This window comes from Pseudomonas sp. TWR1-1-4 (assembly GCF_049897165.1).
Classification (GTDB): Bacteria; Pseudomonadota; Gammaproteobacteria; order Pseudomonadales; family Pseudomonadaceae; genus Aquipseudomonas; species Aquipseudomonas canadensis.
This window is the reverse complement of record NZ_JAFCVS010000004.1, coordinates 463,479-485,535: the sequence shown is the minus strand read 5'-3', so window position 1 is coordinate 485,535 and position 22,057 is coordinate 463,479. Positions and strand designations below refer to the sequence as shown.

27 protein-coding genes are annotated in these 22,057 nt (G+C 62.0%); 16 read left to right on the top strand and 11 right to left on the bottom strand.

Annotated elements, in window-relative coordinates; all coding sequences use genetic code 11:
• Positions 1–18: 18 nt before the first annotated feature.
• A complete protein-coding gene (gene cynS / locus ACP7C6_RS14365) occupies positions 19–489 on the bottom strand; it encodes a cyanase (protein ID WP_028619382.1) in 471 nt (156 codons plus the stop codon).
• 27 nt (positions 490–516) lie between these two features.
• Positions 517–1,146, bottom strand: coding sequence for a carbonic anhydrase (locus ACP7C6_RS14360; RefSeq protein WP_028619383.1), 630 nt, complete (start codon positions 1,144–1,146; stop codon positions 517–519).
• Between the two features lie 111 nt (positions 1,147–1,257).
• Here ACP7C6_RS14360 and cynR point away from each other — a divergent pair, with 111 nt between their 5' ends.
• On the top strand, positions 1,258–2,124 hold the full coding sequence (gene cynR, locus ACP7C6_RS14355) for a transcriptional regulator CynR (RefSeq protein ID WP_028619384.1): 867 nt from the start codon (positions 1,258–1,260) through the stop codon (positions 2,122–2,124).
• Here the strand turns inward: cynR and ACP7C6_RS14350 are convergent.
• On the bottom strand, positions 2,099–2,872 hold the full coding sequence (locus ACP7C6_RS14350; protein WP_426108917.1) for a transporter substrate-binding domain-containing protein: 774 nt from the start codon (positions 2,870–2,872) through the stop codon (positions 2,099–2,101). The two genes, cynR and ACP7C6_RS14350, sit on opposite strands and share 26 nt — an antisense overlap.
• 344 nt (positions 2,873–3,216) lie before the next feature.
• Here ACP7C6_RS14350 and ACP7C6_RS14345 point away from each other — a divergent pair, with 344 nt between their 5' ends.
• The 5 genes from ACP7C6_RS14345 (at position 3,217) to ACP7C6_RS14325 (ending at position 7,873) form a co-directional block, all read left to right on the top strand.
• Positions 3,217–4,587 (top strand): glutamine synthetase family protein, encoded by a 1,371-nt coding sequence (locus ACP7C6_RS14345; protein ID WP_016975223.1) that lies wholly within the window; start codon positions 3,217–3,219, stop codon positions 4,585–4,587.
• A gap of 100 nt (positions 4,588–4,687) precedes the next feature.
• The gene (locus ACP7C6_RS14340; RefSeq protein WP_426108916.1) at positions 4,688–5,287 is read left to right on the top strand and encodes a class I SAM-dependent methyltransferase; all 600 of its coding nucleotides are present in this window, start codon (positions 4,688–4,690) and stop codon (positions 5,285–5,287) included.
• A 122-nt stretch (positions 5,288–5,409) separates the two neighbouring features.
• Positions 5,410–6,543 (top strand): ribonuclease D, encoded by a 1,134-nt coding sequence (rnd, locus tag ACP7C6_RS14335; protein ID WP_426108915.1) that lies wholly within the window; start codon positions 5,410–5,412, stop codon positions 6,541–6,543.
• The gene (locus ACP7C6_RS14330) at positions 6,540–6,833 is read left to right on the top strand and encodes a YcgL domain-containing protein (protein WP_028619389.1); all 294 of its coding nucleotides are present in this window, start codon (positions 6,540–6,542) and stop codon (positions 6,831–6,833) included. The genes rnd and ACP7C6_RS14330 overlap by 4 nt, the downstream gene beginning before the upstream one ends.
• Before the next feature lie 107 nt (positions 6,834–6,940).
• Complete coding sequence (locus ACP7C6_RS14325; protein ID WP_122686471.1) at positions 6,941–7,873, top strand: D-2-hydroxyacid dehydrogenase; 933 nt, start codon at positions 6,941–6,943, stop codon at positions 7,871–7,873.
• 35 nt (positions 7,874–7,908) lie between these two features.
• Here ACP7C6_RS14325 and ACP7C6_RS14320 read toward each other — a convergent pair whose 3' ends face one another.
• A complete protein-coding gene (locus tag ACP7C6_RS14320; protein ID WP_068934903.1) occupies positions 7,909–8,493 on the bottom strand; it encodes a nitroreductase family protein in 585 nt (194 codons plus the stop codon).
• A 154-nt stretch (positions 8,494–8,647) separates the two neighbouring features.
• On the opposite strand from ACP7C6_RS14320, the gene ACP7C6_RS14315 reads away from it, so the two are divergent.
• Positions 8,648–9,097 (top strand): YcgN family cysteine cluster protein, encoded by a 450-nt coding sequence (locus ACP7C6_RS14315; protein WP_003172524.1) that lies wholly within the window; start codon positions 8,648–8,650, stop codon positions 9,095–9,097.
• Between the two features lie 12 nt (positions 9,098–9,109).
• On the top strand, positions 9,110–10,330 hold the full coding sequence (locus ACP7C6_RS14310; protein WP_068934901.1) for a hypothetical protein: 1,221 nt from the start codon (positions 9,110–9,112) through the stop codon (positions 10,328–10,330).
• 106 nt (positions 10,331–10,436) lie between these two features.
• Here the strand turns inward: ACP7C6_RS14310 and ACP7C6_RS14305 are convergent, their stop codons facing one another.
• The 3 genes from ACP7C6_RS14305 to ACP7C6_RS14295 all read right to left on the bottom strand — a co-directional run bounded on the left by ACP7C6_RS14305 (position 10,437) and on the right by ACP7C6_RS14295 (position 11,858).
• On the bottom strand, positions 10,437–10,787 hold the full coding sequence (locus ACP7C6_RS14305) for a YgaP family membrane protein (protein ID WP_028619393.1): 351 nt from the start codon (positions 10,785–10,787) through the stop codon (positions 10,437–10,439).
• 68 nt (positions 10,788–10,855) lie between these two features.
• The gene (locus ACP7C6_RS14300) at positions 10,856–11,323 is read right to left on the bottom strand and encodes an RNA methyltransferase (RefSeq protein WP_003189607.1); all 468 of its coding nucleotides are present in this window, start codon (positions 11,321–11,323) and stop codon (positions 10,856–10,858) included.
• A gap of 160 nt (positions 11,324–11,483) precedes the next feature.
• A complete protein-coding gene (locus ACP7C6_RS14295) occupies positions 11,484–11,858 on the bottom strand; it encodes a YajD family HNH nuclease (RefSeq protein WP_003210675.1) in 375 nt (124 codons plus the stop codon).
• A 98-nt stretch (positions 11,859–11,956) separates the two neighbouring features.
• Between ACP7C6_RS14295 and ACP7C6_RS14290 the strand changes: the two genes are divergently transcribed.
• Positions 11,957–12,877, top strand: coding sequence for a ParB/Srx family N-terminal domain-containing protein (locus ACP7C6_RS14290; protein WP_122686475.1), 921 nt, complete (start codon positions 11,957–11,959; stop codon positions 12,875–12,877).
• Positions 12,878–12,881: 4 nt separating this feature from the next.
• Here the strand turns inward: ACP7C6_RS14290 and ACP7C6_RS14285 are convergent, their stop codons facing one another.
• Complete coding sequence (locus ACP7C6_RS14285; protein ID WP_028619395.1) at positions 12,882–13,562, bottom strand: spermidine synthase; 681 nt, start codon at positions 13,560–13,562, stop codon at positions 12,882–12,884.
• Between the two features lie 78 nt (positions 13,563–13,640).
• On the opposite strand from ACP7C6_RS14285, the gene ACP7C6_RS14280 reads away from it, so the two are divergent.
• A complete protein-coding gene (locus ACP7C6_RS14280; protein ID WP_068934897.1) occupies positions 13,641–13,919 on the top strand; it encodes a hypothetical protein in 279 nt (92 codons plus the stop codon).
• On the opposite strand, the gene ACP7C6_RS14275 is transcribed toward ACP7C6_RS14280, so the two are convergent.
• Both ACP7C6_RS14275 and ACP7C6_RS14270 read right to left on the bottom strand, forming a co-directional pair.
• Complete coding sequence (locus ACP7C6_RS14275; RefSeq protein WP_068934895.1) at positions 13,916–14,389, bottom strand: cyclic nucleotide-binding domain-containing protein; 474 nt, start codon at positions 14,387–14,389, stop codon at positions 13,916–13,918. The genes ACP7C6_RS14280 and ACP7C6_RS14275 overlap by 4 nt on opposite strands.
• Before the next feature lie 81 nt (positions 14,390–14,470).
• The gene (locus tag ACP7C6_RS14270) at positions 14,471–16,513 is read right to left on the bottom strand and encodes a S9 family peptidase (RefSeq protein ID WP_068934893.1); all 2,043 of its coding nucleotides are present in this window, start codon (positions 16,511–16,513) and stop codon (positions 14,471–14,473) included.
• Between the two features lie 25 nt (positions 16,514–16,538).
• Between ACP7C6_RS14270 and ACP7C6_RS14265 the strand changes: the two genes are divergently transcribed.
• The 3 genes from ACP7C6_RS14265 to ACP7C6_RS14255 are packed head-to-tail and all read left to right on the top strand — an operon-like array spanning position 16,539 to position 18,436.
• Complete coding sequence (locus ACP7C6_RS14265) at positions 16,539–17,075, top strand: hypothetical protein (protein ID WP_028619398.1); 537 nt, start codon at positions 16,539–16,541, stop codon at positions 17,073–17,075.
• 30 nt (positions 17,076–17,105) lie between these two features.
• The gene (locus tag ACP7C6_RS14260) at positions 17,106–17,882 is read left to right on the top strand and encodes a class II glutamine amidotransferase (RefSeq protein WP_016975237.1); all 777 of its coding nucleotides are present in this window, start codon (positions 17,106–17,108) and stop codon (positions 17,880–17,882) included.
• An 11-nt stretch (positions 17,883–17,893) separates the two neighbouring features.
• Positions 17,894–18,436 (top strand): DUF2937 family protein, encoded by a 543-nt coding sequence (locus ACP7C6_RS14255; protein ID WP_028619399.1) that lies wholly within the window; start codon positions 17,894–17,896, stop codon positions 18,434–18,436.
• Between the two features lie 141 nt (positions 18,437–18,577).
• On the opposite strand, the gene ACP7C6_RS14250 is transcribed toward ACP7C6_RS14255, so the two are convergent.
• Positions 18,578–19,498 (bottom strand): LysR family transcriptional regulator, encoded by a 921-nt coding sequence (locus tag ACP7C6_RS14250; RefSeq protein WP_426108914.1) that lies wholly within the window; start codon positions 19,496–19,498, stop codon positions 18,578–18,580.
• A 175-nt stretch (positions 19,499–19,673) separates the two neighbouring features.
• On the opposite strand from ACP7C6_RS14250, the gene ACP7C6_RS14245 reads away from it, so the two are divergent.
• Genes ACP7C6_RS14245 through ACP7C6_RS14235 form a run of 3 tightly spaced genes read left to right on the top strand, consistent with a single transcriptional unit; the run spans position 19,674 to position 22,020 of the window.
• Positions 19,674–20,414 carry a 5-oxoprolinase subunit PxpA gene (locus tag ACP7C6_RS14245; protein ID WP_028619401.1) on the top strand — a complete coding sequence of 247 codons (741 nt, stop codon included), beginning with the start codon at positions 19,674–19,676 and terminating at the stop codon, positions 20,412–20,414.
• Entirely contained in the window at positions 20,411–21,115 is a 705-nt protein-coding gene (locus ACP7C6_RS14240; RefSeq protein ID WP_122686481.1) for a 5-oxoprolinase subunit B family protein, read from the top strand. Before ACP7C6_RS14245 ends, ACP7C6_RS14240 begins: the two co-directional genes overlap by 4 nt.
• Positions 21,112–22,020 (top strand): biotin-dependent carboxyltransferase family protein, encoded by a 909-nt coding sequence (locus ACP7C6_RS14235; RefSeq protein WP_122686483.1) that lies wholly within the window; start codon positions 21,112–21,114, stop codon positions 22,018–22,020. The genes ACP7C6_RS14240 and ACP7C6_RS14235 overlap by 4 nt, the downstream gene beginning before the upstream one ends.
• Positions 22,021–22,057: the final 37 nt, after the last annotated feature.

Below are 22,057 nucleotides of genomic sequence, written 5' to 3'. Positions count from 1 at the left end.
TAGACGGTCACGGGCGACTCAGAAGGGTTTGGTCGGCAGGTACTTGCCGTCCAGGGTGATCACCGCGCGGGAGCCGCCGTCCGGGTCCTCGACCTTCTTGATGTCCAGCTTGAAGTTGATTGCACTGATGATGCCGTCGCCGAACTGCTCATGGACCAGCGCCTTGAGGGTGGTGCCATAGACTTGAAGCATTTCGTAGAAGCGGTACATCGTCGGGTCGGTCGGCACGCCGCCGGGGAAGCTGCCGCGCAGGGGCACGCTTTGCAGCAGGCGGCTGGCGTCCTGGTCCAGGCCGAGCTTGTCGCAGACCACGTCCGCAGCGTCCTTGGGCAGCGGATGCTGGCCGAGCAGGGCGGCGGTGACGAACGCCAAGCTGAGCCCGGTGCCGTCGGTGAGGTCTTGCCAGGACAGGTTCTTGCGTGCCTTGAGGTCGATAACGGTGTCGGCCAGGGCCAGGCGTGGGGTTTGTGAGAAGTTGGATTGCAACATGGTGTTGTCCTCTTGGTTGAAATGGGGTCAGGCAGCGTGGATCTGATTGAGCAGCGACACGAAACGCCCGCTGCGGCTGTCCAGGGCGTCGATGGCGCCGGTTTCGATGTCGTACACCCAGCCGTGCAACGTCAGTCGGCCTTGTTCCAGGGCCAGGGCGACGCAGGGGTGGGTCTTGAGATTGGCCAACTGGGCGATCACGTTTTCGCGCACCAAGTCGCTCAAGCGGGCGGCATCGGATGTGTGCTGGCGTGCGGCGTTAATCACCTTGGCCGACTCTGCATGGCGCAACCAATTGGCCACGGCGGGCAGGTGGTCCAGGCATTTGCAGGTGGAGATGGCAGTCATCGCCCCGCAGTCGGAATGGCCGCAGATCACAATGTCACTGACCCCCAGCACCGCCACCGCATATTCGACGGTGGCCGATACACCGCCCGGCTCCGGGCCGTAGGACGGCACGATGTTGCCGGCGTTGCGGATTACGAACAGGTCTCCCGGTTCTTGCTGGGTCAGTAGCTCGGGGACTACACGGCTGTCGGAACAGGACACAAACAGTGTGCCCGGGGTTTGCGTGGTCGCCAGGTGTTTGAACAGGTCGCTGCGTTGGGCAAAGGCTTCGGCCTGGAATTTGCGGAAGCCGTCGATGAGATGTTGCATGGGAGGTTCTCCTTGCGTCGCTGATGGGGCAAGGATGGAAGTTTTCAGCTATAGCGTCCAAGACCGGCTTATTATGGTTTCCATTGGTCATGCCTATAGTTGGGGGCTTCGATGCTGCTGCGCCATATCCGTTACCTGCTGGCGGTGGCTGAACACCGCAATTTCACCCGCGCCGCCGAGGCGCTGCATGTGTCGCAGCCGACCTTGTCGCAGCAGATCAAGCAGTTGGAGGACACCTTGGGTGCACCGCTGCTGGACCGCTCCGGGCGCAGCGTCAGCCTGACCGACGCCGGCGAGGCCTATGTGCGCTTTGCACGGCTGGCCTTGCAGGACTTGCAGGCTGGCACCCGCGCCATGCATGACGTGCAGGACTTGAGCCGGGGCAACCTGCGCCTGGCCATGACACCGACTTTTACCGCCTACCTGATCGGGCCGTTGCTGGCGCAGTTCAACCAGCGGTATCCGGGGATTACGGTGAGCATCGAGGAGCTGACCCAGGACCGCATGGAAGCCGCCTTGGCGGAAGACGCGCTGGACATCGGCATAGGTTTTACCGGCGAGCATCTGCCGGATATCGAGTGCGAAGGGCTGTTTGTTGAAACGCTGAGTGTGGTGGTCGGCGCCAATCATCCGGGGGTGGACAGTCGGCAGTGGCTGGCGCAACCCCTAGTGTTGTTGAACACCGGCTTTGCGACCCGCCGCTACATCGACGATTACTGCCGTGCCCAGGGCATAAGCCCTTTGATTGCTATGGAGGCCAACTCCATCAGTGCAATCATTGAAATCGTGCGCACCACGGCACTGGCGACCATCCTGCCCAGTGCAATCGCCGAGGCCCAGCCAGGTTTGAACGCAGTGGCAATCAGCCCTGCATTGCCGCAACGCACCGCGGCACTGCTGAGCCGCAAGGGCGCCTATCGCAGTGCCGCGTGTCGCGCCTTCGTGTCGTTGATCAAGGCGCGGCCAGCCACTGGCTGACGATAGCGTCATAGGCTCCCGTGGCCTGGCTCAGGTGCAGCCATTGATCGACGTAGCTTTTCCAGGCCACATCATCACGGGGTAACAGGAAGGCTTTTTCGCTGTACTGCATCTGCCGCTCGGGGTTCACCGCACACAGCCCCGGCTTGAGCTTCTGCTGGTAACGCGCTTCGCTGGCGTCGGTGATCATCACATCGGCCTTGCCTGCCAGCAGTTCATCGAAGATGGTCACGTTGTCGTGCAGGCGGATCTGCGCCTGGCCCAAGTGGGCACGGGTGAATACTTCGTTGGTGCCGCCGGCCGGTTCGATGACGCGTACCTGGGGCTGGTTGATCTGTTCGACGGTCTGGTAGCGCTGCACATCGGCACAGCGCACCAACGGGATTTTGCCGTCGACGCCCAGGGATTGGCTGAAGAAGGCTTTTTTCTGGCGCTCCAGCGACACCGAAATCCCGCCCACGGCAATGTCACAGCGCTGGGCCAGGAAGTCCGGCATCAGGGTTTTCCAGGTGGTGGGCACCCATTGGATCTTTGCGTTGAGGCTCTTGGCCAGGGACTCGGCCATGGCGATGTCGATGCCTTCATAGCTGCCGTCGGCGCGCAGCGAGGTGTAGGGCTTGTAGTCGCCGGTGGTGCAAACGGTCAGCGTGCCGCGCTGGAGCACTTGGTCGAGGCGCGAAGGCGCGGTGTCGGCCAGGGCGCTGGTGGCCAGACTTGCCAGTACACAGAGGGCGAAAGGAGCTTTCATGCGGTCGAGTCCTTGGGGCATGGGCGTGGGCGCTCATTATTTCCAGCACCGGGCCAGGTAGCAAGGCGCGGCGAATGTTTAGCCAAGTCGCAACCAAACTCCGTCAACCCTGAATTTAATCACCTGTGCAGGCGTGTGACGCTGGCGGTTACCTCTAGCACTGTGATCCCCGCATGGACGGCTCCTCCGACACCCACCCCGCGATACTGCCGTCCGATCTCGCGTTCTGGGCACTGTTTCACTGCCGACACGCACGCCCACCAGATAGCGCATTCCTACGTTGATCCATCCCCTGGATGGCGTGCACCTGCGCGCCTGCCTGACCCACACGTATGAGAATGCCCATGAGTGTCTTTGCCTGCCTGCACGAAGCCCAGTCCTTCCTCGAACAAAACCCGGACATCGAGATGTTCGAGCTGTTTATCCTCGACAACAACGGCGTGCCACGCGGCAAGTTGCTGCACCGCGATGAGTTGCTGGCGGTGTATGAAAGCGGCCGGCCGTTGCCCAGTACCATTCTTGGCCTGACCATCAATGGCGACGACGTGGAAAACTCCGGGCTGGTGTGGGAGGTGGGTGATATTGATTGCCGCGCCTATCCGATCAGCGGCAGTTTGCAGCGCATGCCGTGGCGCCTGATTCCGACGGCAGCCGTGCAAGTCAGCATGCACCCCACCGAAGGCCTGCCCGCGACCGTCGCCGATCCCCGGCATTTGCTGGCCAAGGTGATCGATGGACTCAAGGCCGACGGTTATTACCCAGTGATGGCGGCGGAACTGGAGTTCTACCTGCTCGACCAGAAACCCGACAGCAACGGCCGCCCGCAACCGGCGCGGGATGTGGACGGCGGGCGCCCGCGCTCGACTCAGGTCTACGGCCTGCGCGAGCTGGAGCAGATCGAACCCTTCCTCGCTGACCTTTACAGCGCCTGCAAACTGCAAGGCATCCCGGCGCGCACGGCAATCTCCGAATACGCCCCAGGCCAGGTGGAAATCACCTTGGAGCATCGCGCCGACGCCCTGCAAGCGATGGACGAAGCGGTGCGTTACAAACGCTTGGTCAAAGGTGTGGCGCATAAACACGGGATGACGGCTTGCTTCATGGCCAAGCCGTTCGACGACCTGGCCGGCACCGGCATGCACATGCACGTGAGCCTGGCGGATGCCGAGGGCAATAACCTGTTCGCCAGCGAAGCCACCGACGGCACGCCGCTGTTGCGCCAGGCGGTGGGCGGCATGCTCAGCACCTTGCTCGATTCCTTGCTGATGTTCTGCCCCAATGCCAATTCCTACCGCCGCTTTCAGACCAACAGCTACGCGCCTCTGGCCGCCACTTGGGGCGTGGACAACCGCACCGTCAGCCTGCGCGTGCCGGGCGGGCCAGCGAGTTCTCGACATATCGAGCATCGAATCTGCGGTGCCGACGCCAACCCCTACCTGGCCGCCGCCGCGATTCTGGCCGGCATCCATCGCGGCATCCGTGAGCAGCGTGACCCCGGCGCCCCGGTAGAAGGCAATGGCTACGCCCAGGCCAAGGAGTTGCTGCCTACCGACTGGTTGACCACGCTACGTGCCCTGGAAGGTTCGAGCTGGGCGCGGGACGCGTTCGGCAGTGAATTCCTCGACGTGTACCTGGCGGTCAAGCGCGCCGAATATCGCCAGTTCATGGGCGAAGTGGGCGAGCAGGATTGGCGCTGGTATCTGCATCAGGCGTGAACAGGCTTCGGTGGTGAACGTTTCGACCTTTTTTTGACATTGCACTGGTTAAGCTGCGAATCAAGGTCGTTCACTGCCGTTCCACCCACATGAGCCCGCGATGTCGCCACAACCACCATCCTCCATCGAGATTGAATACGCCGAGCGCTGTGACCGTGAGCACGCCAGGGTCTGCGGCGATACACGGCCGCCAGGGCTGCGGCAGCGACTGGCGTCGTGGCGCGACGAGCGGATGGTGCGCCAGGCGCTGAAAGTCGCCGGTGAACCTGGGTTGGTGTTGGACCTGGCCTGTGGCTCGGGGCGTTTCTGGCCTGTGCTGGCCGAACACGTCAACCGGGTGATCCTGGCGTCGGACAACTCCCAGGACATGCTCGACCATGCCCGCACCCATCACCCGGCGTCCTTGCTCAAGCGCGTCAAGACCTTCCAAGGCTCGGCGTTCTCCATCAGCTTGTCGGCGAATGCGGTGGATTGCATTTTCTGCCTGGAATTGTTTCGCCATGTGCCCAGCAGTGAAGGGCGCTTGGCCCTACTGCGCGAGTTCCACCGGGTCACACGCGATACGGTGATTGTCTCGGTCAACTCCCGTACCTGCGTCGATGATGAGTTCCGCCAGGCGGGCTTCAAGGTCCTGCATCATCAAGAATTCATGCCCGGCTCAAGCCTGTGGCGGGTCTACGTGCTGCGTAAGAGAGGATAAGTCCCGCCTGTCGGACTATTCTTCAACTCCTGTCTGAGTTTTCATGGTTGCCTGTGCACTGCGGATGCTCGCTAGCCCCTTTCGCGATATATACTGCGCGCCATTCTTCAAGGGAGAGCCGTGTGGCCATCGATATTCACTGGATCTGCGACAACGATAGCCTCGGCCAGCATTGCGCCGAATGGCAGCAGTTGCCATTCGTCGCCCTCGACACCGAATTCATGCGGGTCGACACCTTTTATCCCATTGCCGGGCTGATCCAGATTGGTGATGGCGTGCGCGCTTACCTGATCGATCCCCTGACCATCGACAACTGGCAACCCTTGGCCGCCTTGCTGGAAAACCCGGCGGTGATCAAGGTGGTGCACGCCTGCAGCGAAGACCTGGAAGTGTTGCTGCGCTTGACCGGCAGCCTGCCAGTCCCGCTGTTCGACACCCAGTTGGCCGCCGCTTACCTGAACCTCGGTTTCTCCATGGGCTATTCGCGCCTGGTGCAAGCCGTGCTGGATATCGAGCTGCCCAAGGGCGAGACCCGTTCGGACTGGCTGCAGCGGCCCTTGTCCGAGACGCAAGTCAGCTACGCCGCCGAAGACGCGGTGCACCTGGCCGAGGTTTACACCCGCCTGCGTCCGCAGCTGTCGGACGACAAGTACGCCTGGGTGCTGGAGGACGGCGCGGAGTTGGTCGCCAACCTGCGCCGCGAAGTCGACCCCTACGAGGTGTACCGCGACGCCAAGCTGGCCTGGAAGCTGTCCCGCGCCCAACTCGCCGTACTGCGTGAACTGTGCGCCTGGCGCGAGCAGCAGGCCCGCGCCCGTGACCTGCCGCGCAACCGCATCATTCGCGAACACTCGTTATGGCCCCTGGCCAAATCCCAGCCGGATAACCTCGCCGCCCTGGGCAAGATCGAAGACATGCACCCGCGCACCGTGCGTCAGGACGGCCAGTTCCTGCTGGACCTGATCAAGCGTGCCGGCAGCGTGCCGATGGACCAATGGCCGCCTGCCGTTGCCGAACCGTTGCCGGTGGATGCCGCCGCGCTGATCAAGCAACTGCGCGCCCTTTGCCAGGCGCAAGCCGAACGCCTGGAGATGGCGCCGGAACTGATGCTGCGCAAGAAAACCCTCGAAGCCCTGGTCAAAAGTGGCTACCCCGATGGGCCTTATAAATTGCCAGACTCGCTGCGTGGCTGGCGCCGCGAGTTGATGGGCCAGGCGCTGCTCGACAGCCTGGCTACCGCCGGAGAACAGCCTTGAAACGTATTTGCTCCATTTACCGCAGCACCAAACGCGCCGGCATGTACCTTTACGTACTCAAAAGTGATGAGCTGAAACGTGTGCCCGAAGGTTTGCTCGCGGTGTTCGGCCAGCCGCTGCTCGCGTTCAACCTGGTGCTGACGCCTGAACGCAAACTGCAACAGGAAGACATCGTGCAGGTGCTGGAAAACCTCGACAAACAGGGTTACCACCTGCAAATGCCGCCGCCCGAGGACGAGTACATCGAGCACTTGCCCGAAGAACTGCTGCGCCGCAACGACCCGATGTGATCGACCGGTGCTCTATCCTGGGCACTTGCTTCAATGGAATCGTATAAGTGGGCGGTGGCCGTAAGGATGCGGGCAGCCGTCCGTACTGTTTTTGAAAGGTTTTATGCATGCGTGTTCTGATTGCTGAACAGGATCACCCGCTCTACGCCCAATTGCTGGGCGAAGCGGCACCGGACCTTGAAGTGCTGACCAGCGGCGACTCGGCAGAACTGTCGCGCCTGGCCGCCGATTGCCCGGTCTGGCTGGGCCAGCCGGACCTGCTGGCGACGCTGCTGCGCCAAGGCCATCACCCGCAATGGCTGCAATCGACCTGGGCCGGCATTACCCCGTTGCTGGCTGAAGGCTTGCCCCGAGACTATCGCCTGACCCGTGCGGTGGGCATTTATGGCCAGGTCATGGCCGAATTTGTCCTCACCTATATGCTCGGCCACGAACGTGAGGTATTGGCACGTCTGGTCAGCCAGGTCGAGCGCAAATGGGACAATCGCATGGGCCAGAGCCTGGCGGGGCGCAAGGTGCTGATCGTCGGCACCGGCGATATAGGCCAGAGCGTTGCCGAGTTCCTGGTGCCGTTCGGCGTGAAGCTGTACGGCATCGCCAGCACCGTTCGAGAGCAGGCGCCGTTTGTCGAAGTGGCCGGGCTTGATGCCCTGGGCCGTCTGGTGGGCGAGGTCGACTACGTGATCAACCTGCTGCCCAACACGCCGAGCACCCATGACCTGTACGACGCGGCGCTGTTCAAGCAATTCAAGCCGACCGGGTTGTTTATCAACGTCGGGCGCGGAGTGGCGGTGGTGGATGCGGACTTGGTCGAGGCCCTGAAAGAAGGGCACCTGGCCGGTGCGGTGATTGACGTGTGCCGCCAGGAACCGCTGCCGCAACGTCATCCGTTCTGGACCGCGTGGGGCCTGTTGCTGACCGGGCACAGTTCGGCACCGACGTCACCAGCATTGATGGTGGAGTTGTTCGTGCAAAATGTGCGGGCGTATCAGGCCAAGCAAGCATTGCGTGGAACCGTGGATTTCGAGCGCGGTTACTGATAGCAGAGGAGCCGGCATGCCGGCTCCTCTTGGCATTACAGGCTGAAGTCACCTTCCGATACCAACTCGCTCAACGGCCGGCGTGGGCTCGGCGTTTCGCGACCTTGCAGGTACTCCGGCAAGCTCGACTTGTCCCCCAATTTGCCAATCGCGACGGCGGCATGCAGTGCATAACCTTCCGGGATTTTCAGCTCTTTGCGGGTCAGGTCCTGATCGAAACCGGCCATGCCGTGGGTGTGCCAGCCGCTGAGGCTGGCTTGCAGCGCCAGGTGGCCCCAGGCCGAGCCGGTGTCAAAAGTGTGCCACAGGGCGGGGGTTTCTTCGTTGGCGCCGGGGGCGGTGAAGTCGGTTTTCGAAGCGATGATCACCAGGGCCGACGCGTGTTGCGCCCAGCCACGGTTGAATTCATTCAGCAAGCCCAGGAAACGCTCCCAGTCCGGCGTGTCGCGGCGCGCGTAGAGAAAGCGCCAAGGCTGCGAGTTGTAGGCGGACGGCGCCCAGCGCGCGGCTTCGAAGAAACTCAGCAGGGTCTCCTTGGAGATGCTCTCGCCGGTGAAGGCGCGGGGCGACCAGCGGTCGGTGAACTGGGTGTGGATCGGATAGTCGGCAACACGTGTCATGGAGCAGTTCCTGATCGTCAATTCGGCGCTCAAAGCTACTGCGCGGCCACTAGACTGACAAGTGTTGTAACACCGCCAGTCGTAAGCGCTTGGCCCCAGGGGCCTTGGGCACTAGACTGGCGGCCTTTTCACCTACCGATACTGATGTAGAGCCATGGCCGCCAAAGTCGAACCTTTCTGGATACGCAAAACCCTTGAGCACCTCGACCAGGAGGAGTGGGAGTCGTTATGCGACGGCTGTGGCCTCTGCTGCCTGCAAAAGCTAGAGGACGAAGACGACAACAGCGTCTATTACACGCGGATCGCCTGCAAACTGCTCGACCTGAAAACCTGCCAGTGCACCGACTACCCGAACCGTCGCGCGTCAGTGCCGGATTGTATCCAGCTCACGCCGGGCCAGGCCGACCAGTTCAAATGGTTGCCGCCCACCTGCGGCTATCGCCTGGTCAGCGAACGCAAGGACCTGCCGCTGTGGCACCACTTGGTCTGCGGCGACCGCGATGCCGTGCACCACGAACGCATTTCCCAGTCCGGGCGCATGCTCAGCGAAGGCAGCGTGCCCGAAGACGACTGGGAGGATTACCTGATTTTCCGCGCGGGCTGACAAGGAGTGGGTATGAGGGGGGCAATCAAGCTGGCGGCATCGTTGGTGTTGCTGACGCTGAGCACATCGGCGTGGTGCGCGAAGAAAGTCGACCTGGATTATCACGTCAAACTGTTGCCCCAGAGTGATCAGGCTGAGGTGCGGGTGAGTCTGTCCCAGGGCTCGGCGGTGCGCAGCCTGAATTTCGACCTTGGTGCCGATGGTGACTACAGCGACTTCAAGGCCGACGGCCAGTGGAGCGTCACCGAGCATCGCGGTCTGTGGCAACCCAGCGCCAACAAAGCCAGCCTGACCTACCGCGTACGCCTCACCCATGCACGCAAGGCCGGTATCTATGAAGCGCGGATGACGCCGAGCTGGGCGTTGTTTCGCGGCGAAGACCTGGTGCCGACGGCGAAACTGGACCAGCAAGACGGCGTCGAGTTGGTCTCACGCCTGGTGTTCGAACTGCCAGCCGCCTGGAAAAGCGTTGAAACCGCTTGGCCGCGCATCGGCAAGCACAAATTCCGCATCGATAACGTCTCCCGCCTGTTCGACCGGCCCACCGGCTGGATGCTCGCTGGCAACCTCGGCAGCCGCCGTGTGCGCCTGGGCGAGACGGAAGTCACCGTGGCTTCGCCCAAGGGCCAGGCCATGCGCCGCATGGATGTGCTGACATTGCTGACCTTCGTCTGGCCCCAAGTGGAAGCGGCCTTCCCGCGCCATCCGGCCAAGCTGCTGGTGGTGGGCGCCAGCGACCCGATGCGCCGTGGCGCGTTCTCGGCGCGGGATTCGGTCTACCTCAACAGCCGCACGCCGCTGGTCAGCGAAAACGGCGGCAGTCCGTTGATACGTGAAGTGGTGCAGGCGATCGGGCGCTTCAATGATCACGACACCAGTGACTGGATCAGTGAAGGCCTGGCCGAGTACTACGGCATCGAACTGGTACGTCGGGCCGGTGGTATCACCGACGAGCGGTATCAGGCAATACAGGCGCGGTTGGCCAAGGAGGGCAAGGACGTGACCAGCCTGCGTGGCGAACACGTCAGCGGTGCGACGGTGTCACGGGCGGTGGTGGTGTTGCAGGAACTGGACCGCGAGATCCGCGTGAAGACTCACAACAAACGGTCATTGGATGACCTCGCGCAGGCGGTGATGCGTGCCAACAGCATCACCACCGCGGAGTTTGTGAAGCTGGCTGAGCGCATCATCGGCGAGTCGTCGGTGGTGCTGGACAACAAGCTGCTGCGTTGAACCCTTGCTGAACCTCCGCAATTCCTTGTAGGAGCCCGGCTTGCCCGATAGGGCCCTAAAGGGACGCCATCGTCGGCAAGCCGGGCTCCTACAGGTCGGGGTGGTGTCAGCCGGTGGTTTTGGTGGCCTTCTCGGCCGCCACTTCAGCCTTGGTCTTCAGATTCTTCAGCTCGGCCCCGGCGCGTTCGATCTTTGTGCGCACCGCGTTCATGTCCTGGCGGCCCTGCTCCAGCTTGTCCTTGAGCGAGCTGTGCCCGGTAAAACCACGGGCCAGCGCCACACCGCCGATGGCCACCTGGATCAAACCGAAAATCCCGCCACGGCGCAGGCCTTTGCCGACCATCATCACGCCTCCGGCCACCGAGCCAATGCGCTCCCAGCCATGCACGTTCTGTGTGGGCTGGGTCTCGAAAGGCGTATGTTCGATGATAGGTCGCAAGGTTTTGCTGTCGCTCATGATCTGTCTCCAACGAGGGCTAGTGATAAATAGCTGACTGCTCGCAGACGCCGGATGTTCCCTAAATCTCAGTACTTGGGACCCGAGCGGGTGTTGTTGCCCTTGGCCAGGCGGTCGTAGAGCACGACGTTGACGGTGGCGGCAAGGTTCATGCAGCCGGTGGTCGGTATGTAGACCACGTCTTCGCACCAGTCGCGGATCTCTTTGTCGAGGGAGCCGTCTTCCGGGCCGAAGATGTACAGCGCGCGGTCGGGGTGGGTGTATTCCGGCAGGGGGCGAGCGCCTTCCACCAGCTCCACGGCAACGGGGATGCAGCCCAGGGGCAGGATTTTTTTCAGGTCATCGATACCGATCAGCGGAATGTCGTGGTGGACTTTCTTGGTGTCGGTGATGAAGTCCCGCGCGCGCTCGTAACGCACGCCGGTGTAGAACACCGAGGCCACGCCGTAGCAGCCGGCGGCACGCATGACCGAGCCGACGTTTTCGGGGGATTTGGGGTTGTACAGACCGATGCAGCTGTAGCGTTTATTGCCCACGGGGAAGGGTGCCTTGGAGGAAAACGGCGATTATACGGCCTTGGGGGGCAGAGTTGCTTGGGCGATCGCAATCGCCGGCAAGCCGGCTCCTACAGGGAATGCATTCCCTCTGTAGGAGCTGGCTTGCCAGCGATGAGGCCAGAACAGGCAAAGAAGATCTTCAGTCGTCTTTCTTCATAAGGCCAGCCAACGCCGCAAACGGGTTATGCGTGGCCTTGGCAATCGTCGGGCTGCTGGTAGAACCTTCGCCGAAGTACTGCTGGTCGGTATACCGCGAGTGTTCGTTGTCGTGGCAATACAGGCACAACAATTCCCAGTTCGAACCGTCCTGGGGATTGTCATCATGATTGTGGTTTCGATGGTGTACGGTCAGCTCACTCAGGCGTTTGCCGGCGAACTCACGGGCGCAGCGGCCGCATACGTGGGGGTACATTTTCAAGGCTTTATCGCGGTAGCCCATTTCCCGGTCGCGCTGGGCATCGGCAAGGATGCGGTCCAGCTTGGCGGTGTGGGAGGGCGGGTTGGTCGAGCTCATCATGGCTCCTGGCTATTTTGGGGTTCACGGATAGGGTTGATTCTAGCCGCTCGCGTTGCAAATAACCGCTTCACTTTATCGATAGGGATCTGAAACTCATGCGTCTGCACTCATGGACTATTGCACTGTTGTTGTGTGGGCTCACGGCCCAAGCCCAGGCATTCTCTACACCACAACCCGGCCAGGTGATCGAGGTGGCCCTCGATCAATTGCACCCGACCCAGGCGGTGGTGGGTTTTGACCAGATTTACTACAGCCTCGGCCTGTTCGCTGACAAACCCGCCAAGGTCTTCGATGAATACTGCGAAACCAACGGCCAGGGCGAGGCCGACAAAGTGCCCAAGAGCGCGGACCTGCACAAGCCGGCGAGCTTCACCTGCAAGGACCCGGTGGGCACCCATCCCGACGACATGAAAACCGTGGTGGTCGGCCCCGGCGGCCAGTTGTACCTGACCGACGGTCATCACAGTTTCACCACCTTGTGGGAAGTGCCCGGCGGAGGGCCTCGCCTGAACATGTGGGTCAAGGTCACCGATGACTTCAGCAACAGCCCGACCATGGCCAACTTCTGGCAGCGCATGGAGGCTGCGCGCAAGGTCTGGCTCAAGGACAATCAAGGCCAGACCCTGCCGCCCGAGCAACTGCCGGCGCACCTGGGCTTCAAGAACCTGCAGGACGACACTTTCCGCAGCCTGGTGTATTTCACCCGCAAGGCTGCATATGGCAAGCCTGAGGCCGGGGAGATCGCGCCGGAGTTCCTGGAGTTCTACTGGGGCAACTGGCTGCGCACTCAAATTGATCTAGGCAAGTACAACCTGAACAAGAAGGGTGGCTACAAGGACGCCATTGAGGCCGTGGCCAAGCGCATGGTCAGCCTGGCGCCGGGCTCACAGGTCGGCGATAGCGGTTTCACCGCCCATCAACTGGGCGGCATGACCAAACTCGACCGAAATGAGCTGGAAAAGACCTTCGACAAAAAAGTCCCGTATGTGATCGATTACCGCAATTCCCTGCGCTAACCGATCACACCTTCTGCGCAATCCAGATGGTGTGTCGGGTGCCCTTGTTGCCATGGGCAAACACCTGCACTTCCTCGGCCTTGAAACCGGCCTTGCGCAGTTTGTCGCTGAACAGCTTGTCCGCGCTGGCCGACCACACGGCCAGCACGCCTTTGGGGCGCAGGGCCTTGGCGCAGGCGGCCAGGCCGCCGGCGGAGTAGAGCCAGCTGTTGGCCTTTTGCGTGAGGCCTTCGGGGCCGTTGTCCACGTCCAGCATGATCGCGTCAAAGCCCTGGGGCTCGGCCTGCAGCACCTTGGCCACGTCTTCCAGGCGGATCACCGTGCGCGGGTCCAGCAGCGGGCGGCCGGATTTTTCGCCCAGCGGTCCACGGTTCCACTCCACAACGCCAGGCACCAGTTCTGCCACGACCACTTCGGCAGTCTTGCCCAGGTGCTTGAGGGCTGACGCCAGGGTAAACCCCATGCCCAAGCCACCGATCAACACCCGTGAATCTGCACGCCCGGCGACTTTGCGGCAAGGGATCTCCGCCAAGGCATCTTCGGAACCGTGCATGCGCGTGTTCATCAACTGGCCGCCGTCACCGCCCTGGATCTTGATGACGAAATCTTCACCGTATTCGAACAGGCACAAGGCACCGCCGTTGTCGGGGATCGGGGTGGTGTCCAGCAGAACGAAACGTTTCATGGAAATCTCATTGGGAAGGGCATTCTTGCGCGGTTGGGAGTAGCCTTACGACATTCCGGTCAGGCCATGGAGCCATCGATGAAGTGCAGCATTCTAACGGTCATTGTGTTGAGCGCGCTCGCCTCTGGTGCGGCGCAGGCTCAGGAGTTGCAAACCGTACCGGTCGCGCCCGCCCCAACGCCAGGCGCGCCGGGCACCCCGACGCCGACGTTGTACCCGCAAGTCACCCCACCGGTCGTGCCCAAGACCAACGGTTCGCCGCCCTTGGTGCCGATCGTGCTGCCAACGCCGCCCAAGGACCAGACGGTGCCGGGCCTGCTGCAAAATGACAGCAAGCCGAAGACGCCTGGCGGTTAAAACTGTTGCGAGAGTAATTGCCCATCGGCCATGCGCAAGCGCTTGGACAGGGCGATGGCAATCGCGCGGATGATCTTGGCGGCGACCCTGGGCGCTTCGTTGAGCATTTTTTCCAGGGAGTCCTTGCCCAGATTCAGCAGCACGCAGTCACTGGCCGCCATGCAACTGGCCGAGCGTCGCTCGCCGTCGAGGACCGCCATTTCGCCAAAGGCTCGACCGCTGCGCAGGGTGGCGATGGTCAGGCGCTGGCCTTCGTGGTTGGTTTTTTGCACCGCCACCTGGCCGCTGTGGATGATGCACATGAACGTGCCAGCATCGCCTTCGAGGAAAATCACCTCATCGCGGGCAATGCTGCTGATATTGAAATAGCCGGCGGCGACGTGAAAGTCTTCCGGCAACAGCGGGTTGAACAGGCCGCAATCCATGAGCATGTCGCGGATTTCGGTATTCATTAATGTGGGTAGTGCCATGGCTGCAATCTTGGTCCATCAATCAGTAGGCGGTCCTGTGTTCAGACAGAACCGCCCTACTAAGTTCCTTAAATGAGTTTCTTAAACCAGCCCCAGCGCCCTGAACACAAAGCCATATTCGAGTGCTACGTCACGTAATCCCTGATAACGACCGCTCATGCCACCGTGGCCGGCGCCCAGCTCGGTCTTGAGCAACAGCAGGTTGTCGTCGGTCTTGGTGTCGCGCAGCTTGGCCACCCACTTGGCGGCTTCCCAATATTGCACGCGGCTGTCGTTGTAGCCGGCGATCACCAGCAGGTGCGGGTAGGCCTGGGCGCGAACGTTTTCATACGGCGCATAGGCCTTGATGCGCTCGTAGACGTCCGGTGCTTGCGGGTTGCCCCACTCGTCGTACTCGGTGATGGTCAGCGGCAGTTCAGGGTCGAGCATGGTGTTGAGCACATCGACAAACGGCACTTCGGCAATCGCCGCCTGGAACAGCTCCGGACGCTGGTTGAGCACTGCGCCGATCAACAGGCCGCCGGCACTGCCGCCGCTGATGGCCAGTTGTTTGGAGGTGGTCAGGCCCTCGGCGATCAGGTGTTCGGCGCAGGCGATAAAGTCGCTGAAGGTGTTCTGCTTGTGTTCCTGCTTGCCGTTGCGATACCACGCCTCACCCAACTCACCGCCGCCGCGCACATGGGCGATGGCAAACGCCACGCCTCGGTCCAGCAGGCTCAGGCGTGCGTGGGAGAACCACGGGTCCAGGCTCGAACCATAGGCGCCGTAGCCGTACAGGTAGAGGGGCGTTGGTTTACCCAACTGGTCGCGCTTGACTACCAGGCTGATCGGCACCTGGGTGCCATCCGCCGAGGTGGCCCACAGGCGCTGGCTCACGTAATCGTCGGCATTGAACACACCCAGTACCGGGGTTTCCTTGAGCACCTGTTGCGTGCCACTGGCCAGTTCCAACTGACGGACCTGGGCCGGGCGGTTCAGGGCTTCGTAACGCAGGCGGATCTTGTCGCTGACAAATTCCAGGCTGTTCTGTACGTAGAGGCTGTAGGCGGCGTCAGGCAATTCCACGCGATAGGCCGGCAAGCCCTGCGGGTGCACTTCGATTACCGGCAGGCCACCGATGCGCAGGCTCAAGGTCATGGCATGGGTGTTCAGGCTCACGCCGTCGAGCATCACCTCATCGCTGTGGGGGATCAGGTTCTGCCATTCAGCTTGGGTCGGCACGTCGCCAATGTCGGTTGCCACGAACAGGGCGTAATTGATGCCATCGCGGTTGCTGCGGATAAACCAGGTCCACGCCCCATTCAACTGGCCGTGGTCGACATCGTATTCATGGTTTTCTACACGTGGCGCCAGGCAGGTGAAGTCCAGGTGTGGCTGATCGGCGTCCAGGGCCCAGACTTCGCTGGTGGTCTTGCTGCCGAGGGACAGCAGCAACTGGCGCTCGGAGCTGGAACGGTAGCAATGCAGGAAGAAACGTCCGTCGGGTTCATGGAACACTTCCTGCGCCGCCGTGCCGTCCAAGCGATAGCGATACAGCTTGTGCGGGCGGTGGGTGTCGTCCAGTTCGCCAAAGAACAGGGTCAGGCTATCGTTGGCCCAGGTCATGCTGCCGTCGCAGTCTTCAAACGCCAGTTCGCTGACTTTGCCGGTGGCCAATTCCTTCACGTACAGGGTGTAGATCTCTTCACCGCTGGTATCGAGGCTGTAGGCCAGGCGTTGGTGGTCGGGGCTGATGCTGAACGCGCCGAGGGAGAAGAAACCGCCATTGGCCAGCACGTTCGGGTCCAGCAACAACTCTTCGCTGCTGTCGTCCACCTGATTGCTGTCGTCGGCCGGGCGGCGGCAGCGGTAGTGGCGGGCGTATTCGTCACCGGCGGTGGTGCGGGTGTAATACAGATACGGGCCCCACGGTGACGGCAGCGACAGGTCGGTTTCGAGAATGCGGCCCTTGATCTCCTCGAACAGGGTTTCGCGCAATGCTGCCTGATCGGCGAGCTGGGTTTCCTGCCAGGCGTTTTCGGCCTTGAGGTAATCGAGCACCTCAGTGCTGTCGCGCTCTTGCAGCCAGGCGTACGGATCTGGACCTTGGGCCTTGCGGGCAATCGGAGCGGTCGATGTAGGCATGGGATTATTCTCTATCGGGCGGACGGTGGCAGGCTTTGCAGCCGCGACACGCAAAAGCCGTTATCATAGCCGCCTGTTTGCCAACCTTGCCATGGACACCATGACCGAGAACGACTATCTGACCGCTTGGGGCCTTTACGCCTTCGCCGCTTTGGGCTGCCTGTTGGTGTGGTGGCGCATGACCCGCTGGATCTGGCGCTGGCTGCGCGAGCCGCTGCAATTGCTGATGGCGGTGCTGCTGTTCAGTCCGACCATCGTCGACCCGGTCAAGACCCAGTTCGCGCCGGCCGTGGCCATCACCGCCCTGGACCTGGTGCTCAAGGTCGGCAATAACGCCTGGCGGGCCATTTCCGATCTGTTCATGTACACCATGATCGCCTTTGGCGTGTACCTGGTGTTTGTGCTGATCCGTTGGCCCATCGAGCGCGCCGCCAAGGCCCGCCGTGAGCGCAAGGCCGCCGCGGATGCTGCGCTGGCTGCCGAGCCGGATCAAGATGAAGACGACGTGCCTTTTCGCCGTCCTGCACCCGTGAGCGGTATGCGCGTCGAACCGCGCCTTTAACGTTGTCCGCCCTGCTGCGAGAGCCCTGGCATGTGTGAATTATTGGGCATGAGTGCCAACGTCCCCACCGATATCGTGTTCAGTTTCACCGGGCTGATGCAGCGCGGTGGGCGCACCGGTCCCCACCGTGACGGTTGGGGCATCGCGTTCTATGAAGGCCGTGGCCTGCGCCTGTTCCAGGACCCAGCCGCCAGCAGCGAATCGGAAGTCGCGCTGCTGGTGCAGCGTTACCCGATCAAGAGCGAGGTAGTGATTGGGCATATCCGCCAGGCCAACGTCGGCAAGGTCAGTTTGGCCAACACCCACCCGTTCGTGCGCGAACTGTGGGGCCGCAACTGGTGCTTTGCGCACAATGGCCAGTTGGCCGATTTCAACCCACGCGCCACCTTCTACCGCCCGGTGGGCGATACCGACAGCGAAGCGGCCTTCTGCGATCTGCTCAACCGCGTGCGCGAAGCCTTCCCGGAACCGGTGGACATCGAAAAAGTCCTGCCGGACCTGATCGCCGCCTGCTCCGAATACCGCAGCAAAGGCGTGTTCAACTGCCTGCTCAGCGACGGCGACTGGCTGTTTTGCTATTGCTCGACCAAGCTCGCGCAGATTACCCGTCGCGCTCCGTTTGGCCCCGCACGCTTGAAAGATGTCGATGTGATCGTCGATTTTCAGGCCGAAACCACGCCCAACGACGTGGTGACTGTGATCGCCACCGAGCCTTTGACCGACAACGAAAACTGGACCCGCTACGAACCGGGCCAATGGAGCCTGTGGCGACGTGGTGAATGCGTCAGCCAGGGCATCACCGAGTAAGGATATCGACCATGTTGCTCAGTTATCTGCGGTTGGTGCTGTTTGCCATTGGCCTGTTGGTCGGCGTGCAAGTGCCGGGGTTCATCAGCGACTACGCCAAGCGCGTCGAAGCCCATTTGATCGAGGCCCAGACCGGCCTCAGCGGGTTTGAAACCACCGCGCGGCAGTTCTTCAACGGCGACTTGAAGGCATTGGTGGCGCATTACCGCGCCAGTGACGACCCGGTGTTCCAGAGCGACGCCAACAGCCTGGGCGCCATGCTTGATCGGCAGTTAGCCTTGGACAAACAATTTCAGGCCATGCAAGGCCCGTGGTACATCCGCGCCCTGCAAGTGGCGGTGGCGGCGGACCCGGATATCCGCCAGGAAACCTGGAACGGCTACAGCTATCAGATCCTGCTGACGCCTGAGGCCATGGGCTGGGGGCTGGGCGGGGCGATGCTGTTGTCGTTCGGCCTGGAGTGCCTGTTCCGTTTGATCGACTGGGTGGTGTTGGGCGGCAAGCGCCTGCGCCAGAGCCGGCCGATCGAAGAGCGTGACCTGAAAGGTTTGTAAGCCATACACAGTTCCAAATGTGGGAGCGGGCTTGTGTGGGAGCGGGCTTGCTCGCGAAGACGGTGTATCAGTCAAAGATGTATTCACTGACCCACCGCATTCGCGAGCAAGTCGAATCGTCGCACCGCCGCTCCCACAGATTTAATCGGGTTTCGCCAGCACCATCCGCTCTTCACCGACCTCTTCGGCATACCGTGCCACCACCTTCTGGCACAACCCGACAATCTCCTCCACCAGTTCCACCCCCACGCGCCACGACACCACCACCTGCAAGTTCGGCAGTTTCTGCGCCATCGGCAACATCACCAATTCGCCGCGCGCCAGTTCTTCGCTGACCAGCACCGGCGGCAGCGCGCCAATGCCGAAGCCATCGCGCAACAAGCGAGTAATCGCCGACACCGAGTTCACACAGTTCATCCGTGGCGCGGCCACGCCGTTGGCTTGCATCAGGCTGATCACGTCCTGGTGCGGATGGGAGTTTTTCGAGTAGGTGATGATGCGCTCCTGGGCCAGTTCGGCCAGGGAGGCGTAGTCACGGTTGTAGATCGACTGGCTGGCGACGATCCAGGCCATGGGGTGGCTGCACAGCTCCAGGCTGCGCACGGTTTCGAGGCGCAGCAGGTCGGTTTGCAGGATCAGGTCGAGGAAGCCTTTTTGCAGCTGATCGCTGAGGTTTAGCGCGGTATCGGCGACCAATTCGATTTCTACCAGCGGGAAGTGGTCCATCAGTTCCGCCACCAACGGGCTCAGCCAGGTGTGGATCACCGTGTCCATCGCGCCGATGCGGATGCGCCCGACTTTGCTGCTGGTAGTCTCCAGGGATTGCTTCAAACCCTGCATGGTCACCATCATTTGCTCGGCGTAATCGAGCACCTTCAAGCCTTCCGGGGTCAGGCTCACGCCGCGTGAGTCGCGCAGAAACAATTTCACCCCCAGTTCACTTTCCAGCACCGCGATGCGGCTGGAGATCGACGCCTGGGTGGTGAACAACTTCTCGGCGGTCAGGCGGAAACTCTTGAGCTTGGCCACCCAGACGAAGGTTTCGAGGAACTTCAAATTCATGGGATCAACTTTTTCTTATGCATGGATCGGTTTTTATTAGTTGGACGCCGCACCGGGCCAGCGCCAAAAATCGAGCTATTCCACGATAAGCGTCGTAGGGGGGGCAGGACAAGTTGCGAGTTCTGTGTAAAAAATCCCACACTACAAAAAAATAAAGCCTACAGGAGCGACCAGCGTGAGCCGCCTTCTTCTGAATTGCGACATTGGCGAAAGCTTCGGCAACTGGACCCTGGGTCTGGACGCCGAGGTCATGCCGTTCATCGATTGCGCCAATGTGGCCTGCGGCTTCCATGCCGGTGACCCGAGCATCATGCGCAAGACCGTCAGCCTGGCACTCAAGCATGGCGTGCAAGTCGGTGCGCACCCGGCGTATCAGGACCTGCAGGGTTTTGGCCGTCGTTCCATGATCTACACGCCCCAGGAAATCCATGACCTGTTGCACTATCAGATCGGCGCCCTCGACGGCATCTGCCGGGCGCAAGGTGGGCGGGTCAGCTATGTGAAGCCCCACGGCGCGATGTACAACGACATGATGGCCAATCCGGCGCAATTGCGCGCGGTGATCCAGGCCGTGGCGGCCTACGGCGAACTGCCGCTGATGTTGCTCGCCACCCGCGACAACAGCGCAGCGCAGGCGTTAGGCGACGAGTATGGCGTCACCCTGTGGTTTGAAGCCTTTGCCGACCGCGCCTATGACAACAAGGGCCACCTGGTTTCGCGCCAGTTGCCCGGTGCCGTGCACCACGATTCCGACACCATCCTGCAGCAAGCCCTGACCATCTCCCGAGGTGAAGCCCTGACCGCCAGCGACGGCAGCTCGTTGGTCCTGCAGGCCAATACGCTGTGCGTACACGGTGACAACGCCAGCTCGATCGCCGCCGTGCAGCGTATCCGCGAGGCATTGAAGCCAGCATGAAGCCTCGGATTGAAGTGGTAGCCATCGACTGCCTGATGGTGCGTCTGTTTGATGCAATCGCCGAAGCCAACATGCCGTGGATGCTCGCCGCCACTCAGCGCTTGCGCAGCGGTTTCGGCGCGGCCTTGGTGGACCTGGTGCCGTCCTACACCACCTTGATGGTGCATTACGACCTCGGCGCATTGAACCCAGCCCAGGCACGGGAATTGATCGACCTGGCTCTGACCGACCTGCAACCGCAGACCCAGGGCAGCGGCCAGTGCCATGTGCTGCCGGTGTGGTATGACCTGAGCGTCGGTCCTGAGCTGACCCTGCTCAGCCAGCGTAGCGGCCTGGCCATCGACGATGTGATCCGCCGCCACAGCGCCCACGAATACCAAGTGTTCGCCCTCGGCTTCGCCCCCGGTTTTGCCTTTATGGGCCTGGTGGATGAAATCCTCGCTGCGCCACGCCTCAGCACCCCGCGCAAACGCGTGGCGGCGGGCAGTGTCGGCATCGCCGAACGGCAAACCGCCGCCTATCCGGTGGTCTCGCCGGGCGGCTGGAACCTGATAGGCCGCACGCCGGCCAAACTCTTCGATCGTGAGCGAGACGGCTACAGCCTGATGCAACCGGGCGACACGGTGCGTTTTGAAGCGGTTGATCACGCCGAATTCATCAAACTGGGTGGCGATGACACGCCGTTGGAGGCGCAGGCATGAGCCGCTTGATCATCGAGGCCAGCACACCGCTGTGCCTGTTGCAGGACGCCGGCCGTTTTGGCGTGCGCCACCTGGGTGTGACCCAGGGCGGTGCGCTGGATTGGGTGTCGATGTCCTGGGCCAACTGGCTGCTGGGCAATGCGCTGGACGCGCCGGCGGTGGAAATCACCCTCGGCGGCTTTACCGTGCAGGCCGAGGATTACTGCCTGCTGGCCCTTGCCGGTGCGGATTTGGGTGCTTACATCGACGAACGCGCCATCAGCCCTGGCCGCAGTTTTATCCTGCAAAAGGGCCAGCGTTTGCGTTTCACCCAGCCATTCAATGGCGCGCGGGCCTATCTGGCGGCGCCGGGTGGGTTTGATGCGCCGGATGTGCTGGGCAGTTGCGCCACCGTTGTACGTGAAGAACTGGGCGGCGTGGACGGTTTCGGTAAGTCACTGGCCGAAGGCGCGTGCTTGGTCTATTCCGGTACAGGTGGCGCAATGAAGGTGCTGAGCGCACCGGATTTGCAATCCGGTAAACCGTTGGACGTGATCGTCGGCGCCCAGATCGGCCAGTTCAGCGGGCAAAGCCTGTTCGATGCGTTCAACACCGAATGGACCCTGGACAGCCGCGCCGACCGCATGGGCATGCGCCTGCTGGGCACGCCGTTGCAATATCAGGGGCCGTCGTTGATCTCCGAGGGGATTCCGCTGGGGGCGATCCAGGTGCCGCCGGATGGGCAGCCTATTGTGTTGCTCAATGACCGGCAGACGATTGGCGGTTACCCGCGCCTGGGCGCGCTGACGCCATTGGCGCTGGCGCGGCTGGCGCAGTGCTTGCCGGGGGAGAAGGTGAGGTTGGCGCCGGTGGTGCAGGAGACGGCGCACCGGCAGCATGTCGACTTTTTGCAGCGTTTTCGCTAACCCCTGTAGGGGCCCGGCTTGCCGGCGATGGCGTCCG